We start from the raw sequence: 15,623 nt of genomic DNA on the forward strand, positions 1-15,623 counted from the left end.
CTCAGCCGCGCGTCCGCTCCATCTCCAGCTCGGCCTTGAGGTTGTCGAGATCCCGATAAATTGAAGCAATCGCAAGGACACGGCCGCCCTTGCGATACTTCAGCAGGCAGTCCTTGCCGGAAATGCTGCCGTCGATTGCGATATCGTCAAAACTATCGGCGTGGCCGACATAGTTGATCGGCACGTCATAGTGCTGCGACCAGAAGAACGGCACGGCCTCGAAGCGCTCGCGCTTGCCGAGCATGTTGCGGGCCGCGGTCTGGCCCTGCCGCTCCGCCACCACCCAGTGCTCGACGCGGATAGTTTGCCGCGAATGCGGATCGGGCCAGCGCGCGATGTCCCCGGCCGCAAAGATACCGGCTATGCTGGTCTCCAGATATTCGCTCACGCTGACGCCCCGGTCGGCCGCAAGCCCTGCCTGCTCGGCGAGCGCGAGGCGCGGCTTGACGCCGATGCCGACCGCGACCAGGTCGGCCTCGATCACGCCGCCGCTTTTCAACGTGGCGCGCGTGCCGTCCAGCTTCTCCACCGTGTCCTCGAGGTGGAAGTTGACGCCATTCTCCTCATGCAGCGCGCGCACGAAGTCGCCCATCTGGGGACCGAGCACCCTCTGCATCGGCCGTTCGTCCGGTGCGACCACGTGCACCTCGATCTTGCGTGCCCGCAAGGAGGCCGCAACTTCCAGGCCGATGAAGCTGGCCCCGATCACCAGCGCACGCTTGGCGCTGCCGGCCGCCTTAATGATGGCGCGGCTGTCGGCGACGGAGCGCAGGGTGTGGACATGAGGCTGGTCGGCCCCCGGAATCTGCAATCTGACCGGCTCGGCGCCGGTCGCGAGCAGCAGCCGGTCGAACGGCAGCCTGTCGCCGTTGCCCAGCGTCACGCTGCGCGTCTTCGCCTCGATCGCGGCGACATTCGTGTTGAGCCTGAGATCGATGCCGGCGTCCCGATAATAGTCCTCGCCCCGCAGCGGCAGCCAATCCTCCGGCGCGTTGCCCGCGAGGTAATCCTTGGAAAGATTGGGCCGGTCGACCGGCACCGCGCTGTCATTGCTGAGCATGGTGATGGCGCCGGCGAAGCCCTCGCGACGGAGCGTCTGCGCCGCCGCGAAACCCGCCGCGCCGCCGCCGATGATGACGAATTTTTCCGGCGTTGGCGCCGTCCGGTGAGGCGCCGGAGGCTTCGGCATCTCGCGCTTGCGCGGAACGACGATCTTGTCTTGATCGCGCGAGACCTCCCACACCGCCAGCGCATTCAGCGCCGGCGGACGGGTCGCCTCGCCTGACCGCAAGGAGAAGCAGGCATGATGCCAGGGACAGCGGATGGTGTCGCCAACCACCAGTCCTTCTGCAAGCGGTCCGTGATAGTGGCTGCAGGTCGGCTCGATCGCAAAGATCTCGCTGCCGGCCTGCACCAGCAGGACGTCTTCCTCGCCGACATGGCCGAGCAATTTGCTGTCCTTGAACGCGGCGAGCGTCACGCCTCGGCTCAAGTCGGGTCCGCTTGGCTTCTTGTCCTCGGTCATGGCGTTGCCTCCTTGAGCCGTCGCGGATCAATCGTCCGAATTGGCCAGCCCCAGCAGCTCCTGGCGCGTCAACGCATTGTCGCGGAACACGCCGAGCATGCGGCTGGTGACGAGATCTGTCCCGGGCTTGTGCGCGCCGCGCGTGGTCATGCAGTGATGCGTTGCCTTGATGATGACCCCGACGCCTTCGGGCCTCAGCACATCGTTAATCGTGTTGGCGATCTGCGCGGTCATCTTCTCCTGGATCTGAAGCCGCTTGGCGTAGATGTCGACGAGACGCGCCAGCTTGGAAATGCCCACGACGCGTCCTTGCGGGATATAAGCGACCCAGGCGCGGCCGACGATCGGTGCCATGTGGTGCTCGCAATGGCTTTCGAAGCGAACGCCGCGCAGAACGATCATCTCGTCATAGCCTTCGATCTCCTCAAAGGTCTTTTGCAGGATTTCGGTCGGATCCTGCGCATAGCCGGAGAAATACTCCTCGAAGGCGCGCGCGACCCGGTCCGGCGTATCGCGCAGACCGTCGCGCGCGGGATCGTCGCCGGCCCAGCGGATCATGGTCCGGATCGCTTGCTCGACCTCCGCCCTCTCAGGCCGCTCGCTTGGCGCCTGCGCGACCGCGACACGTTCCAGCCTGCGCGTTTGCGTCTTCATCTAAAACTCCCCTGCAACGAACCGCATACAGAAGGCGGCCCACAGCTTGGACGGCTGCGATCGGAAAAGGTTCCCGGGATCAGGAAAAATTGGAAGCTGTGAGAGCGGCAAGACAGCGGGACGAGAAATCCGGCGCTATGAGGCCGCTTTCCGTACATCGAGCACGGCCTGGGCCCATTCGGCCGGCCGCTCCTGCGGCAAATTGTGGCCGGCCCCTGCAAAGACGCGCCGCTCGAAAAAGCCCGCGAATTTGCCTGCGTGGTGAGCGGTGCCGGAATTGACCCCGTCGCTGTCACCGTCGATCGCGATGGTCGGGACACGGACCGGCGGCTGGGCGGCGAGCTTCGCCTCGATCGCGGCATAGGCGGGATCGCCGGCGACCAGCGCGTAACGATGTCGATAGGAGTGGATCACAACATCGACGAAATCAGGATTGTCGAACGACATGGCGCTGGTCTCGAACGTCGCGTCGTCGAAGTCCCATGTCGGCGACCACATCGACCAGAGCTGGCGCGCAAAACCGCGCCGGTTGCGCTCCAGCGCGCGGCGGCCGCGTTCGTTGTGGAAGAGATATTGATACCAGAGCGCCGCCTCCTCGGTTGGCGAAGCCGGCTCCATCGAACGCGCGATGTTCTGGATGTTGTAGGAATTGCCCGAGACGAGGCCGATTACGCGCTCCGGATGCAGAACCGAGACCACGCAGGCCGCGCGCCCGCCCCAGTCGTAACCGCCGACCACCGCGTGCGAGATTCCAAGCGCATCCATGAAGGCCAGGAGATCGGCGCCAAGCGCCGCCTGCTCGCCGGAGCGCAACGTCGCAGCGGAGCGAAACCGCGTCGGCCCGTAGCCGCGCAGCCAGGGCACCAGCACCCGCGCGCCCGCTTGCGCAATGATCGGCGCGGTCTCGGCATAGGCGTTCACGTCGTAGGGAAAGCCGTGGCCCATGATGCAGGGCCAGCCGTCCGGCGCGCCGTATTCGCGATAGGCGATGTCGAGGATATCGGTGGCGACAGTTTTTTGTTGCATTACAAGGCGAAGCTATTTTTGCGGCCCGGACAACGTGATGTCACGCTCGGCGCGGAACACGTTGCTGTAGAGGTTGGCGATCCACTGCCGACCGATCTCGGTCTTGTTGAGATAGCCGATCTCTGTCTGGATGTGCGGTGCGACGCTATTCCAATAGAACTGCGGATAGCGGTTCACGATGTCGGCCGGCGAATCGTAGCCGAGCTGGCGGTTCATGCCGACTTCTTCGAATTCGTAATAGAGCGCGTTGGCCTTGCGCAGATAGTTGGGGTCGCCGAGCTGGCCGATGAAATCGGCGGCGCGCAGGATCGAGGCCTCGTCGTCATAGTCTTGCCCCTCGCGGGCCGGGAAGCGGGTTCCTTCGATGGCGCGGGCGACGCGCTCACTGTCCACGCCCCGGATCTGCGGCAGCCGCCGCCGCACAAACAGTTTCGAGCGATCGACGTGATACATCATCAGACTGGCATCCGAAGCGCCACGCGGCAGCGACACCTTGGTGCCGGAATCATCGATGATAAAGCCGTCGTCGTCGTCCTCCGGAAACAGACCGCGGACATAGCCGATGTCGTGCGCGAGGCAGGCAATCAGGACGTTGATGTAGTCCTCAGCCGCAAGATGCGTGTGGAGATTACGTCCCATCAGGATCGCCTGAGCGGCCAGCGTCACCAACATCGTATGTTCGATGTTGTGATAGAGTGCGTCGCTATTGCCGATGCATTCCATTGCCGTGCGGGTCGAGCCTTCCAGCACCCTGGCGTAGGACTCGTCGTACCGACGACGCATGAACGATCCCAGCAACTTCTCCAGGGTCTCCGCCGCCAGTTTCGGTAACGTGATCATGGATGCAGCCCCGCTTGTCGGTGGTGTTCCACGCCAACTCCCGACGTATCATTCATGTCCTCGACGCAAAGGCCAGCTTAGCCCATCTTGGGCCGACTGGCCAAACCCGGGAACGAAAATCCGGAAATATGTTGCGGTTTGTGCCCCGCGATATCGCGGTTGCGGTGCCGGCCCGACACACCTGGGGCCGGGCTCGCCAGCACGGCAAAAACGGCAATCATTCCACCAGCAGCACGTCGACGGCGACGTCGAGCTTCTGCTTCGGCGAGCCGACAATGATGCCGTCGAGCGGCGAAACGTCGGAAAAGTCGCGGCCGACCGCGAGCACGATATGGTCGCCAGCGACCATAAGGTCGTTGGTCGGATCGAAATCAACCCAGCCAAGCTCCTCCCCGCACCACAGCGACACCCAGGCATGGGTGGCGTCGGCGCCCTGCAGGCGCGGCTGGCCCGCCGGCGGAATGGTGCGCAGATATCCGCTGACATAGGCCGCGGGCAGGCCCAGCCCGCGCAGGCCCGCAATCATCACATGGGCAAAATCCTGACAGACGCCATGGCGCTTGACGAAGACCTCGTTGAGCGGCGTCGAGATCACCGTCGCCTTGGGGTCGTAGCGAAATTCGGTCCGGATGCGATGCATCAGATCGACCGCCCCGGCGAGGATGCCCGCGCCGACCGCAAAGCTTTCCGCCGCATAGGCGCTGACCGGTCCCAGCACCGGCACCAGCGGGCTCGCAAAGACATAGCCGACCGGCGAGGACGGCCCGAGGCTCGTCGCCTCGAAGGCGATGTCGCGAATGCTCTCCCAGCCCGGGCTGTCAGCGTCACGCGCCGGCGGCTGGCGCGACACCTTCACGCGAGAGCGGGAATCGATGCGCAGAGTGCGATGCGCGGCCTCGATCACCACACTCTCGGTCAGGGTGCCGAAGAAATCGTGCCGGACGCTACGCTCCGCGGGGCGCGGACGGATCTCGACCTTATGCGAGATCAGCTCCTGGCCATTGCCGCTCCTCGGCTCCAGCCGCAGCGTGCAGCGGGCGAAGCTGACCGGGCTCTCATATTCGTAGGTGGTGACGTGACGGATATCGTAGATCACGCCAGCCCCGTCAGCTTTTCCGGCCGGCTGGCATTGGGGCCGTGCGGGAAGTAGTGCTGCCCGACTGCCTCGGCGAGGCTGAGCAGATCCTGCTCCAATGCGAACAGCGTCTTGACCTCGATCCTCTCGGCCTCTGCGGTCGCGAGCATCGCTTGCAGCGCGACCGCAAGCCGCTGCGGCTTCTCGATCAGGCCGTGCTCCTTCAGGCTTGGCAGCGCGGCGATATGCTCGTTCAGCGCCGTCACCTGGAACGCCACCGAACGCGGATTGTAACTGTCGAGCACGGCGAGGTCGCGCACCGGCGCAAGGATCGGCGCCAGCAGATAGCGCGAGCGGTAGGTGATCTGGCAATCCACCAGCGTCAGCAGGATATCGAGATCCTCGTCGCCGGCTTCGTCATAGGCGAACTGCCGGGCAAAACGCGTGGTGTTGATGGCGCGCTCGGTGCGGCGGCCGATATCGAGGAAGCGCCAGCCGGCGGCGCGGTTCATGTTCTCATGCGCAAGGCCGGCAAAGCTCGCGAGCTCCTGCAAGGTCAGCTCGGCCGCGCTCAGCACGCTGTCGTCGTCCTCGACCTCGACGGCCAGCCGCTCGACCATCTCGGTGATGACTTGCCAGGCATCGGGCGACAGCCGCTCGCGCAAGGAGGTCGCCGTGCGCTGGGCCGCGCGGACAAGCGACAGAGCGGAGCCGAAACGCTCCGGGCTCTGCAGCGCCTCGGCGACGATGCGGCCGGGCGCCGCACGCGACGTCTGTGAGATCGCGCCCCAGGTCACCAGCAGGCGCTGGATACGCTCGGCCGATTGCAGCGAGGCAGCGGTGCCCTTGTTGGGCCCGCTCGGCGAGCCCAGCGCCCGCACCAGCCGCAGCGTCGCCTCGGCGCGTTCGAGATAGCGGCCGAGCCAGAACAGATTGTCGGCGGCGCGACTCGGCAGCACTCCGGCGATACGGCGGATGCGCACCTTGTCAACCGCAGGCAGCAGCGTCGCGGTCGAGACCTGCTTGTCCGAGACCACCCAGACGTCGGCGGAGCGCGCGCCGTCGCCCATCGACACCGCGCGCGCATCCGGCTGCTCGGCGATCCGGCAGAAGCCGCCGGGCATGATGGCCCAGCCGTCCGGCGTCGCGGCTGCGAACACGCGCAGCACGAAGGGACGGGACGTGATCTGCCCCTGCTCCCATACCGGCATGGTCGAGAGCCGAACCACCTCCTGGCCGACATAGTCCATGCCGCGCGCAGCGATCGCGTCGCTCAGGCGCCGGCGGCCGGCGGCATCGAGCTCGCTCGCGAGCACCGGACCGTTGCTGTCGAAACCGGGAACGCCGCGCCGATAGGCGCCTTCGATCGCGACCTCGTCGAGCCGCGACAGCACCTCGTCGCGCGCCGAGCGCTGGCCGCACCACCAGGTCGCGATGTGCGGCATCTTCAACTCTTCACCGAGCAGGCGGCGGCTCAGCGCCGGCAGGAAGCCGAGCATCGCGCGCGCCTCCAGCACGCCCGAGCCCGGCATGTTGGCGACGACGACGCCGTCCTTGCGCAGCACGTCGATCAGCCCGGGGACGCCAAGCCGCGAGGAGGCTTCGAGCTCGAGCGGGTCGAGCGAATTGGAATCGACACGGCGCAGCAGCACGTCGAGCCGCTTGAGGCCCGCAACCGTGCGGATGTGGATATGGTTGTCGCTGACGGCGAGATCGTCGCCTTCGACCAGCAGGAACCCGAGATAGCGCGCCAGCGTCGCGTGCTCGAAATAGGTCTCGCTGAAGCTGCCCGGCGTGAGCACGCCGATCCGCGGCTCGTCGCGGTCGGCGCGCGCCCGAAGACTGTCGCGAAACGCCTCGAAGAACGGCGCGACGCGCGGCACGTTCATCGACTTGTAGAGATCGGAGAAGGCGCGCGAGAGCACCAGGCGGTTCTCCAGCGCATAACCCGCGCCGGAAGGTGCCTGCGTGCGGTCGCCGAGCACCCACCAGCGGCCGTCGGGCCCGCGGCCGACATCGGCGGCATAGAGCGAGAGATAGCGCCCGCCCGGCGGCGGCACGCCGCAGACGGGGCGGAGATATTCGGGGCTGCCCGCGATCGCGGCCGCCGGCAGCGCGCCTTCGGCGACGAGGCGGCCCTCGCCATAGATGTCGCGCAGCACGAGCTCGAGCAGCTCGGCGCGCTGGGTGATGCCATCGGACAGCTGCTTCCAGTCGGCCTCGTCGATCAGCAGCGGCAGATGGCTGATCGACCAGGGGCGGTCCGCGCTCTCGCCGGGCGCGCGATAGGTGACGCCGGCCTCGCGGAGATGACGGTCGGCCATGCCGAACCGCCGCTCGACCTCGTCGGGCGCGAGCGCGCCGAAGGCATCGAAGAAGCGGCTCCAGACCGCGCGGGGTTTGCCGTCCGGGCCGAGAAACTCGTCGGGGATGCCGGGCAGGCGCCTGTAGTCGCGGACCCATTGCGCGAAACGGCGCTGGCCTTCGCGCTGGCCATTGCGTTGACCTTGCGCCTTACCCGCCTTGTCGTCCTCTTCGGCTGCGCCCTCGGCCATGCGCCTCTCCCTGCCCCCGCATCATACTCATTGCAGGAGCGGGGTCCGCAAGTCGAGGGTCAGCGGAAACTCATTTGTGCGTTCCTCGGGCGGCGGCTGCATCGGGCCCGGCGTATGGCCGTGGTCCTGGAAGCGCGCCAGCCGCCGCGCCTCGGCCTCGTAGGTGTTGACCGGCTTGGTGTCGTAGCTGCGGCCGCCGGGATGGGCGACATGATAGACGCAGCCGCCGAGCGAGCGGCCGTTCCAGGTGTCAATAAGATCGAAGGTCAGGGGCGCGTGAACGGGAATGGTCGGATGCAGACCGGAGGCCGGCTGCCAGGCCTTGAAGCGGACGCCGGCCACGGCTTCGCCGGAGCGGCCGGTGGCGGTCATCGGCAGGCGCCGGCCGTTGCAGGTGACGATATGGCGGCCCTCGACGAACCCCTCCGCCTTGACCTGGAGCCGCTCGACCGATGAGTCGACATAGCGCACGGTACCGCCGGCCGAGCCCTCCTCGCCGAGCACGTGCCAGGGCTCCAGCGCCTGCCGCAGCTCCAGCGTCACGCCGCCATGATGGATGCGGCCGAAAGCGGGGAAGCGGAATTCGAGCTGGGCCAGATACCATTCAGGCTCGAACGGATAGCCGGACTGCTTCAACTCGGTGAGCACTTCGAGGAAATCCTCCCAGATGAAGTGCGGCAGCATGAAGCGATCATGCAGCGCGGTGCCCCAGCGCACGAACTTGCCTTGTTGCGGCTCGCGCCAGAATTTTGCGATCAGCGCGCGGATCAGCAGCTGCTGCGCCAGCGACATGCGCGGATCCGGCGGCATTTCGAGCGCGCGGAATTCGACCAGGCCGAGGCGGCCGGTCGTGCCGTCCGGTGAATAGAGCTTGTCGATGCAGATCTCGGCGCGATGGGTGTTGCCGGTGATGTCGACGAGGAGATGCCGGAACAAGCGATCCACCAGCCACAGCGGCGCCTGAACGCGCGGCGGCGGCACGTGCGTGAGCGCAACCTCGAGCTCGTAAATGCTGTCGTGGCGGGCTTCGTCGATGCGCGGTGCCTGACTGGTCGGGCCGATGAACAGGCCGGAGAAGAAATAGGACAGCGCCGGATGGCGCTGCCAGTGCAGCACCAGGCTCTTCAACAGATCAGGCCGGCGCAGGAACGGCGAGTCCTGCGGACTCGAGCCGCCGACCACGACGTGATTGCCGCCGCCGGTGCCGGTGTGGCGGCCGTCGACCAGAAAGCGGTTGGCGCCGAGGCGTGTCTTGCCCGCATCTTCATAGAGCCCGACGGTGATATCGACCGCCTCGCGCCAGTTCTTTGCCGGCTGGACGTTGACCTCGATCACGCCGGGATCGGGCGTCACCTTGATGACGTCGACACGCGGATCGAACGGCGGCGGATAACCCTCGACATGGACCTGGAGCTGCATCTCCTCGGCCGTCGCTTCGAGCGCCGCGATCATCTCCAGATAATCCTCGATCTGCTCGACCGGCGGCATGAAGGCGCAGAGCACGCCGTCGCGGACCTCGACCGACATCGCGGTGCGGACCGGCACGGAGGTGTTGAGCTCTTCGGGCTCGAGCCGCTCCGGCGAGTCCGGACGCGCCGGAAGGCTGAACACGGGCAGCTTGCCGCGGGCCTCCATCGGATCCCGCTCGACGATGTAGGGGTATTGATCGGGCGGGACATAGCCGAGCGAGTCCAGCGGCAGGCGCAGGCCAAGCGGCGAGTCGCCCGGCATCAGGAACAGATGACTGCGCCGGAGCTGCCAGCGCTCGCTGCGCCAGCGTGGCGCCGCATTCCAGCGCTGCACGGGCAGCACGAAGCCGCGAGGGTTGTTGAGCCCCTGCCCGAACACCCGCGCCATCCGCGCGCGGGCCTCCGGATCGGATAATTTGGAATCGGAGGGATCGACGTTGACGGGAAGCTCGGATTCCTTCTGCAGCCAGTACGCGGTGTCCTCATAGGCCGGCATGATGTAGCCGGGATCGAGCCCAAGCCGCAGCGCCGTGCCCTCCACGAACGCCTTGACGTCCTTGGCCTGCGCCGGCCGCGGATTTTCGATGCTGGCGATGAGGTCGGCATTCTTCCAGATCGGCACGCCGTCCTTGCGCCAGTACAGGCCAAACGCCCAGCGCGGCAGGCTTTCGCCGGGATACCATTTGCCCTGACCGAAGTGCAGCAGGCCCCCGGGTCCGAAACGCGCGCGCATGCGGCGGATCAGATCGTCGGCGAGCCCGCGCTTGGTTGGGCCGACCGCGTCCGTGTTCCACTCGGCGCCTTCGAGATCATCGACGGAGACGAAGGTCGGCTCGCCGCCCATGGTCAGACGCACGTCCTGCGCCGCAAGATCGCCGTCGACCTGCTCGCCGAGATCGTTGAGCCGTATCCAGGATTCGTCCGAGAATGGTTTTGTGATGCGCGGCGCCTCGCGAATGCGCTTGACGCTCATGTCGAAGGCGAATTCGACCTCGGCAAAGCCCGCGCCGCCGGAGATCGGCGCGGCCGAGCGGTAGTGCGGTGTCGCGGCGACCGGGATGTGGCCCTCGCCCGCAAGCATGCCCGAGGTCGCGTCGAAGCCGATCCAGCCCGCGCCCGGCAGGTAGACCTCGGCCCAGGCGTGCAGATCGGTGAAATCGTTCTCGACCTCCGGCGGCCCCTCGATCGGATCGATGTCGGGACGGACCTGGATCAGATAGCCCGAGACGAAACGGGCGGCGAGACCGAGGTGCCGGAAGGTCTGGATCAGAAGCCAGGCGGAGTCGCGGCACGAGCCGGCCGCGGAGGAGAGCGTCTCCTCCGGCGTCTGCACGCCCGCCTCCATGCGGATGACGTAGCCGATCCTTTTCTGCAGCTCCCTGTTGAGATCGACCAGGAAGTTGACGGTGTTCGGGGCTTCGTGCGGGATCGTGTCGAGATATTTCGCGAACAGCCGATCGGGCTTGACGGTCTCGAGATAAGGCGCGAGTTCGGTCTTAAGATCCTGCGTATATTCGAACGGAAAGCTGTCGGCATAGGGTTCGACGAAGAAGTCGAACGGATTGACCGTGGTCATCTGCGCCGTGAAATCGACCTCGATCTTGAGCTCGGTCGTCTTCTCCGGGAAGACGTAACGCGCGATCCAATTGCCCAGCGGATCCTGCTGCCAGTTCACGAAATGATTGGCCGGACTGACCTTGAGCGAATAGCTCAGGATCGGCGTGCGGGTATGCGGCGCCGGCCGCAGACGGATGGTCTGCGGGCCGAGATCGATCGGGCGGTCGTATTTGTAGTGCGTGACGTGGTGTAATGCGACGTAGATCGACACGGGGTGCGGTACTCCAGCAGCTTTTTTGAGCAGAACACCGCTGGTGACCTCGATCAAGCACTAACAACGGGCAAAGGGTGCCTAGGAAGTATCCCCGCTCTCCCCGGGGCAATCGCAGCGTCATGGCCGGGCTTGTCCCGGCCATCAACGACCTTCTTTCACTGCCCCCAAGAACGTGGATGCCCGGGACGTCTAGCGCGAAGACGCGCTTCGCGCTTCTGCCCGGGCATGACGACCTCATGTGGGCAACGTTACGCCGCTGACGTCAGCCGCTGCAAAAACTGCGTCACCTCGCGCCGGAGCGTCTCGACCTCGCCATGGACGCGTTCGGAGGCGCTGTTGACGCGGCTCGCCACACGGCCGGTGTCGGCGGCGGCTTCGCTGATGCCGGTGACGTTGGAGGACATTTGCGAGGTGCCGGCCGAGGCTTCCTGGACGTTGCGGGCGATCTCCCGGGTGGCGAGCCCCTGCTGCTCGATCGAGGTCGCGATCGAGGCGGTGATGCCGTTGATCTCGGCAATGGTCTGCGCAATCGCCTCGACGGCGGCGACCGAATTGGTGGTCGATTGCTGCATCTCGCCGACCTTGGCGCTGATCTCCTCGGTCGCCTTCGCGGTCTGGTTGGCAAGGCTCTTGACCTCGGATGCGACCACGGCGAAGCCGCGGCCGGCCTCGCCTGCCCGCGCGGCCTCGATGGTGGCGTTTAGCGCCAGGAGGTTGGTCTGCTCGGCGATCGCGCTGATCAGCTTGACCACGTCGCCGATCCGCATCGCCGCGTCCGCAAGGGTGCGGATCTCGCTGCCGGCACGATTGGCTTCGTTCACCGCCCGCCCCGTGCTGGTGGTCGAGCCCGCCACCTGGCGGCCGATCTCGGCGATCGATGATGCGAGCTGCTCCGCGGCGCCGGCGACGGTGGCGACGTTGCGCGAGGCCTGGTCGGACGCACTGAGCACGCCGGAGGTCTGCCGGCTGGTCTTCTCGGCCGCCGCCGCCATCTGGCCGGCGTCGGATTCGAGATCGGTCGCCGCGCCCATCAGAGTGCCGGCGACCTGGTCGAGATGCGTGCCGAACTGCTTTGCCACGTCCGCGATCTCGACCACACGACGGCCGAGGCTGTCGGTGCCGGAATTGATGACGGTGGCTGAACGGCGGAACGAGCCGGGCAATCCGCGCGCGAGAATCTTGCGGAAATATTTGCCGCGGCTCGCATAGTCCATCGACGCCGAGGCTTCCCGCAAATAGGCATCGGTGATGTCGAGCATGTCGTTGGCCGACTTCTGAATGGCGCCGATCCGTCCGGGCTGGCGGATGCTGAGGATGCGCGCCTCAAGATCGCCACGTGCGGCCTTGCGGCATACGTCTGCCATCTCGTCGACGGCCACCCCCGTGCGATGCTGGCACCAGACGGCATAGCCGAGCAGCACGACCGTCGCGCCAAGCAACGCCGCACCGGAAATTCCGCTCGCACCGGCGAGCGAGAGCACGAACGCAACGACGGCGAGAACGGATGCGAGCGCGGTCGCTCCCTGCGCCTTAGAGAGAGAGCACAAATTCATCGTAGCCGACACCCTGTTGCTTGAGCAGCCCGACCATCGCCTCGAAGCTCGCATGCATGCCGTCCTTGGCATTGGCATGCCGCGCCTCTTCCGCGCACAGCGCCTTGTAGATTGGCTTGATGCGCTCGATCTGCGCCGGATCGGGTCTGCGACGGTTGGAGTGATAGCCGACGATATTGCCACGCTCGTCGAATGTCGGCGTGACGTGGGCGAACACCCAGTAGTGACTGCCGTCCTTCGCGAGGTTGACGACGTAGGCGAAGATCTCCTGCCTGGACTGAAGCGTGTCCCACAGCAGCTTGAAGACGGAGCGTGGCATCTCAGGGTGGCGGATCAGGCTATGGGGGGCGCCCATCAGCTCCTTCCAGGAGTACTTCGCCATGCGGATGAAGACATCGTTGGCGTAGGTGATGCGCCCCTTGAGATCGGTCTTCGACACGATCAGCTCCTCCTCACCGAGGAGATGTTCCACGCCTGTCGGCCGTATCACACGCGTCATCGTCGACGAATCCTCACGAAGGGCGAACGTTCCACATGAGTGGAGCTCGCATCGTCCCAAGGGATTACGGCAGAAGATGTTAATCAGGTGTGACCGCGGGAACCCCCGTGTTCACTTGACGGCTCCGTATCATTACTTAGGAGCGTCGCTTGCAGTGTGTTGTTACCGCCGACGCGCAACGAGGAATTACATCGTCGCGCCCAGCACCCAGGGCGCGAACTCGGCGCCGCCGAAATCAAAACTCTCGCTCTTGGTCGGCTGTCCGGACGCGGTCTTGAGGATGAGATCGAAAATGCGCTGGCCGCACTGCTGGACGCTCTCCTCGCCTTCGAGGATGGTGCCGCAATTGACGTCCATGTCCTCTTCCATGCGCTTGTACATGGGCGTGTTGGTGGCGAGCTTGATCGAGGGCGCCGGCTTGCAGCCGAACACGCTGCCGCGGCCCGTGGTGAAGCAGACCAGATTGGCGCCGCCGGCGACCTGCCCGGTCGCGGCAACGGGATCGTAGCCAGGCGTGTCCATGAAGACGAAACCCTTCTTGGTGATGGGTTCGGCGTAGCGCAGCACCTCGACGAGATTGGTGGTGCCGGCCTTCGCCATCGCGCCGAGCGACTTCTCCAAAATGGTGGTGAGACCGCCGGCCTTGTTGCCCGGGCTCGGATTGGCGTTCATCTCGGCGCCTTCGCGCGTCGTGTATTCGTCCCACCAGCGCATGAGATCGACCAGCTTCTCGCCGACTTCGCGGCTGACGGCGCGGCGCGTGAGCAGATGCTCGGCGCCATAAGTCTCCGGCGTCTCCGACAGGATCACGGTGCCGCCGTGACGTACGATGAGATCGCTGGCCGCACCCAGCGCCGGATTGGCGGAAACGCCGGAGTAGCCATCCGAGCCGCCGCATTGCAGCGCCACGGTCAATTCGCTGACCGGAACGGACTCGCGCCTGACCTTGTCGGACTCCGCGAGTGCCTCGCGCACGAAGGCGATGCCGGCTTCCACCGTCTTGCGGGTGCCGCCGACCTCCTGGATGTCCATCGCGCGCAGGCGGCCGGCGAGCTTCTGCTCCTCCATCAAGCCGCCGATCTGGTTCACCTCGCAGCCGAGGCCGAGCACGATGACGTGGGAGAAGTTCACGTGCCGCGCATAGCCACCGAGCGTGCGGCGGAGCAGCGCCAGCGGCTCGTTCTGCGTCATGCCGCAGCCGGTCTTGTGGGTCAGCGCAACCACGCCGTCGACATTGGGGAAGTCGGCCAGCGGATTATCGCCGGTGAACGGATTTTTCTTGAAGACGTCGGCGACGAGGCTTGCGACATGCGCGCTGCAATTCACCGAGGTCAGGATGCCGATGTAGTTGCGCGTCGCGACGCGGCCGTCCGGACGGCGGATGCCTTCGAAGCTCGCCGGCAGATCGAAATTCGGCGTCGGCTTGACGTCGGCGCAATAGGCGTAGTCCTTGGCGAAATCGCCCATGCCGCAGTTCTGCACGTGCACGTGCTGGCCCGGCGCGATCGGCACCGTGGCAAAGCCGATGATCTGGCCGTAACGGATCACCGGCTCGCCGACAGCGATCGGCTTGATCGCGACCTTGTGGCCGGAAGGAATGCGCTCGACCGTGGTCACGCCGTCGGCGACTACCGTTCCCGGCGGCAAACTCGCGCGCGCGATCAGCACGCCATCATCGGGATGCAGACGAATGACGGGGCTGATGGTCATGGGAGTCTCCTTAGGGCGGATAGTGAGTAGCGAGTGGCGAATGGAAAAAGGGAGCAGCTCATTCGCTACTCCCCATTCGCCATTCGCGAGTTCTCAGGCCTTGCCGCCGGAATCCTTCCGCGTGGCATTGACCTGCATCTTGGCGTAGGTCGTCATCAGGCCGACCTCGTTCGAGAGCGTCACCAGCTTGAAGCCCATGTTGATGGCGCGCGCGGCACCTTCGGCGCCGCTGCAATGGATACCCGGGTTGAGGCCGCGCTTGCCGCACTCCTTGATGATCTTCTCGTAGATCGCCAGGATTTCGGGCTCGGTGCGATCGAGCTTCGGTTCGAGGCCGTAGGAGAAGCCGAGGTCGGACGGGCCGATATAGACGCCGTCGATGCCTTCGACGTCGAAGATCGCTTCCATGTTCTCGACCGCGGTTTTGGTCTCCATCATCGGCAGCAGCACGATGTCGTCGTTGGCCGTCTTCTGGTAGGAGCCCGCGGTGCCGTACATGCCGGCGCGGATCGGGCCGTTGGAGCGGACGCCCTTTGGCGGGTACTTGGCATAGGAAACGAGGTTCCTGGCTTCCTGCGGGGTGTTGACCATCGGGCAGATCACGCCATAGGCACCGCCATCGAGCACCTTGCCGATGATGCCGGGCTCGTTCCAGGGCACGCGGACCATCGGCGTGATCGGATGCTTGTCCATCGCCTGGAAGCACTGCACCATCGACAGATAATCCTGCACGCCGTGCTGCATATCGACGGTGACGCTGTCGAAGCCGCACTGCGCGATCATCTCGGCCGAGAAGCCGGAGGGAATCGCGAGCCACGCGTTGACCACGGCCTTGCCCGACTTCCAGATTTCCTTGACCTTGTTCGCCACGTTGCCTTCCTTCTTG

The 15,623-nt window shown here is 65.7% G+C and carries 11 protein-coding genes; all 11 read right to left on the bottom strand.

Going from position 1 to position 15,623, the window contains the following annotated elements:
• Position 1: 1 nt before the first annotated feature.
• Positions 2-1,525, bottom strand: coding sequence for an FAD-dependent oxidoreductase (locus tag IVB40_RS25200; RefSeq protein WP_247816643.1), 1,524 nt, complete (start codon positions 1,523-1,525; stop codon positions 2-4).
• A gap of 27 nt (positions 1,526-1,552) precedes the next feature.
• A complete protein-coding gene (gene folE, locus IVB40_RS25205; RefSeq protein WP_018456940.1) occupies positions 1,553-2,179 on the bottom strand; it encodes a GTP cyclohydrolase I FolE in 627 nt (208 codons plus the stop codon).
• 135 nt (positions 2,180-2,314) lie between these two features.
• Positions 2,315-3,205, bottom strand: coding sequence for an alpha/beta hydrolase (locus tag IVB40_RS25210; protein WP_247816644.1), 891 nt, complete (start codon positions 3,203-3,205; stop codon positions 2,315-2,317).
• Positions 3,206-3,217: 12 nt separating this feature from the next.
• Positions 3,218-4,045 (bottom strand): HD domain-containing protein, encoded by an 828-nt coding sequence (locus IVB40_RS25215; protein ID WP_247816645.1) that lies wholly within the window; start codon positions 4,043-4,045, stop codon positions 3,218-3,220.
• A gap of 217 nt (positions 4,046-4,262) precedes the next feature.
• Positions 4,263-5,141 carry a transglutaminase family protein gene (locus IVB40_RS25220; RefSeq protein ID WP_247816646.1) on the bottom strand — a complete coding sequence of 293 codons (879 nt, stop codon included), beginning with the start codon at positions 5,139-5,141 and terminating at the stop codon, positions 4,263-4,265.
• Complete coding sequence (locus tag IVB40_RS25225; protein ID WP_247288679.1) at positions 5,138-7,675, bottom strand: circularly permuted type 2 ATP-grasp protein; 2,538 nt, start codon at positions 7,673-7,675, stop codon at positions 5,138-5,140. The genes IVB40_RS25220 and IVB40_RS25225 overlap by 4 nt, the downstream gene beginning before the upstream one ends.
• A gap of 27 nt (positions 7,676-7,702) precedes the next feature.
• Positions 7,703-10,972, bottom strand: a complete 3,270-nt coding sequence (locus tag IVB40_RS25230; RefSeq protein WP_247816647.1) for a transglutaminase family protein — start codon at positions 10,970-10,972, stop codon at positions 7,703-7,705.
• Between the two features lie 251 nt (positions 10,973-11,223).
• The gene (locus IVB40_RS25235) at positions 11,224-12,528 is read right to left on the bottom strand and encodes a methyl-accepting chemotaxis protein (RefSeq protein ID WP_247816648.1); all 1,305 of its coding nucleotides are present in this window, start codon (positions 12,526-12,528) and stop codon (positions 11,224-11,226) included.
• The gene (locus tag IVB40_RS25240; protein WP_247816649.1) at positions 12,506-13,027 is read right to left on the bottom strand and encodes a PAS domain-containing protein; all 522 of its coding nucleotides are present in this window, start codon (positions 13,025-13,027) and stop codon (positions 12,506-12,508) included. The genes IVB40_RS25235 and IVB40_RS25240 overlap by 23 nt, the downstream gene beginning before the upstream one ends.
• A 186-nt stretch (positions 13,028-13,213) precedes the next feature.
• Positions 13,214-14,737 (bottom strand): altronate dehydratase family protein, encoded by a 1,524-nt coding sequence (locus IVB40_RS25245; protein ID WP_247816650.1) that lies wholly within the window; start codon positions 14,735-14,737, stop codon positions 13,214-13,216.
• Positions 14,738-14,830: 93 nt separating this feature from the next.
• Complete coding sequence (locus tag IVB40_RS25250; protein WP_018456947.1) at positions 14,831-15,607, bottom strand: aldolase/citrate lyase family protein; 777 nt, start codon at positions 15,605-15,607, stop codon at positions 14,831-14,833.
• Positions 15,608-15,623: the final 16 nt, after the last annotated feature.

The organism is Bradyrhizobium sp. 40, from assembly GCF_023100925.1.
Lineage (GTDB): Bacteria > Pseudomonadota > Alphaproteobacteria > Rhizobiales > Xanthobacteraceae > Bradyrhizobium.

Excerpts from the sequence above, each read along its gene's own strand:
- IVB40_RS25240 (WP_247816649.1), bottom strand. The coding sequence starts at position 13,027 with ATGACGCGTGTGATACGGCCGACAGGCGTGGAACATCTCCTCGGTGAG.
- folE (WP_018456940.1), bottom strand. The coding sequence starts at position 2,179 with ATGAAGACGCAAACGCGCAGGCTGGAACGTGTCGCGGTCGCGCAGGCG.
- IVB40_RS25200 (WP_247816643.1), bottom strand. The coding sequence starts at position 1,525 with ATGACCGAGGACAAGAAGCCAAGCGGACCCGACTTGAGCCGAGGCGTG.
- IVB40_RS25225 (WP_247288679.1), bottom strand. The coding sequence starts at position 7,675 with ATGGCCGAGGGCGCAGCCGAAGAGGACGACAAGGCGGGTAAGGCGCAA.
- IVB40_RS25210 (WP_247816644.1), bottom strand. The coding sequence starts at position 3,205 with ATGCAACAAAAAACTGTCGCCACCGATATCCTCGACATCGCCTATCGC.
- IVB40_RS25235 (WP_247816648.1), bottom strand. The coding sequence starts at position 12,528 with ATGAATTTGTGCTCTCTCTCTAAGGCGCAGGGAGCGACCGCGCTCGCA.
- IVB40_RS25215 (WP_247816645.1), bottom strand. The coding sequence starts at position 4,045 with ATGATCACGTTACCGAAACTGGCGGCGGAGACCCTGGAGAAGTTGCTG.
- IVB40_RS25245 (WP_247816650.1), bottom strand. The coding sequence starts at position 14,737 with ATGACCATCAGCCCCGTCATTCGTCTGCATCCCGATGATGGCGTGCTG.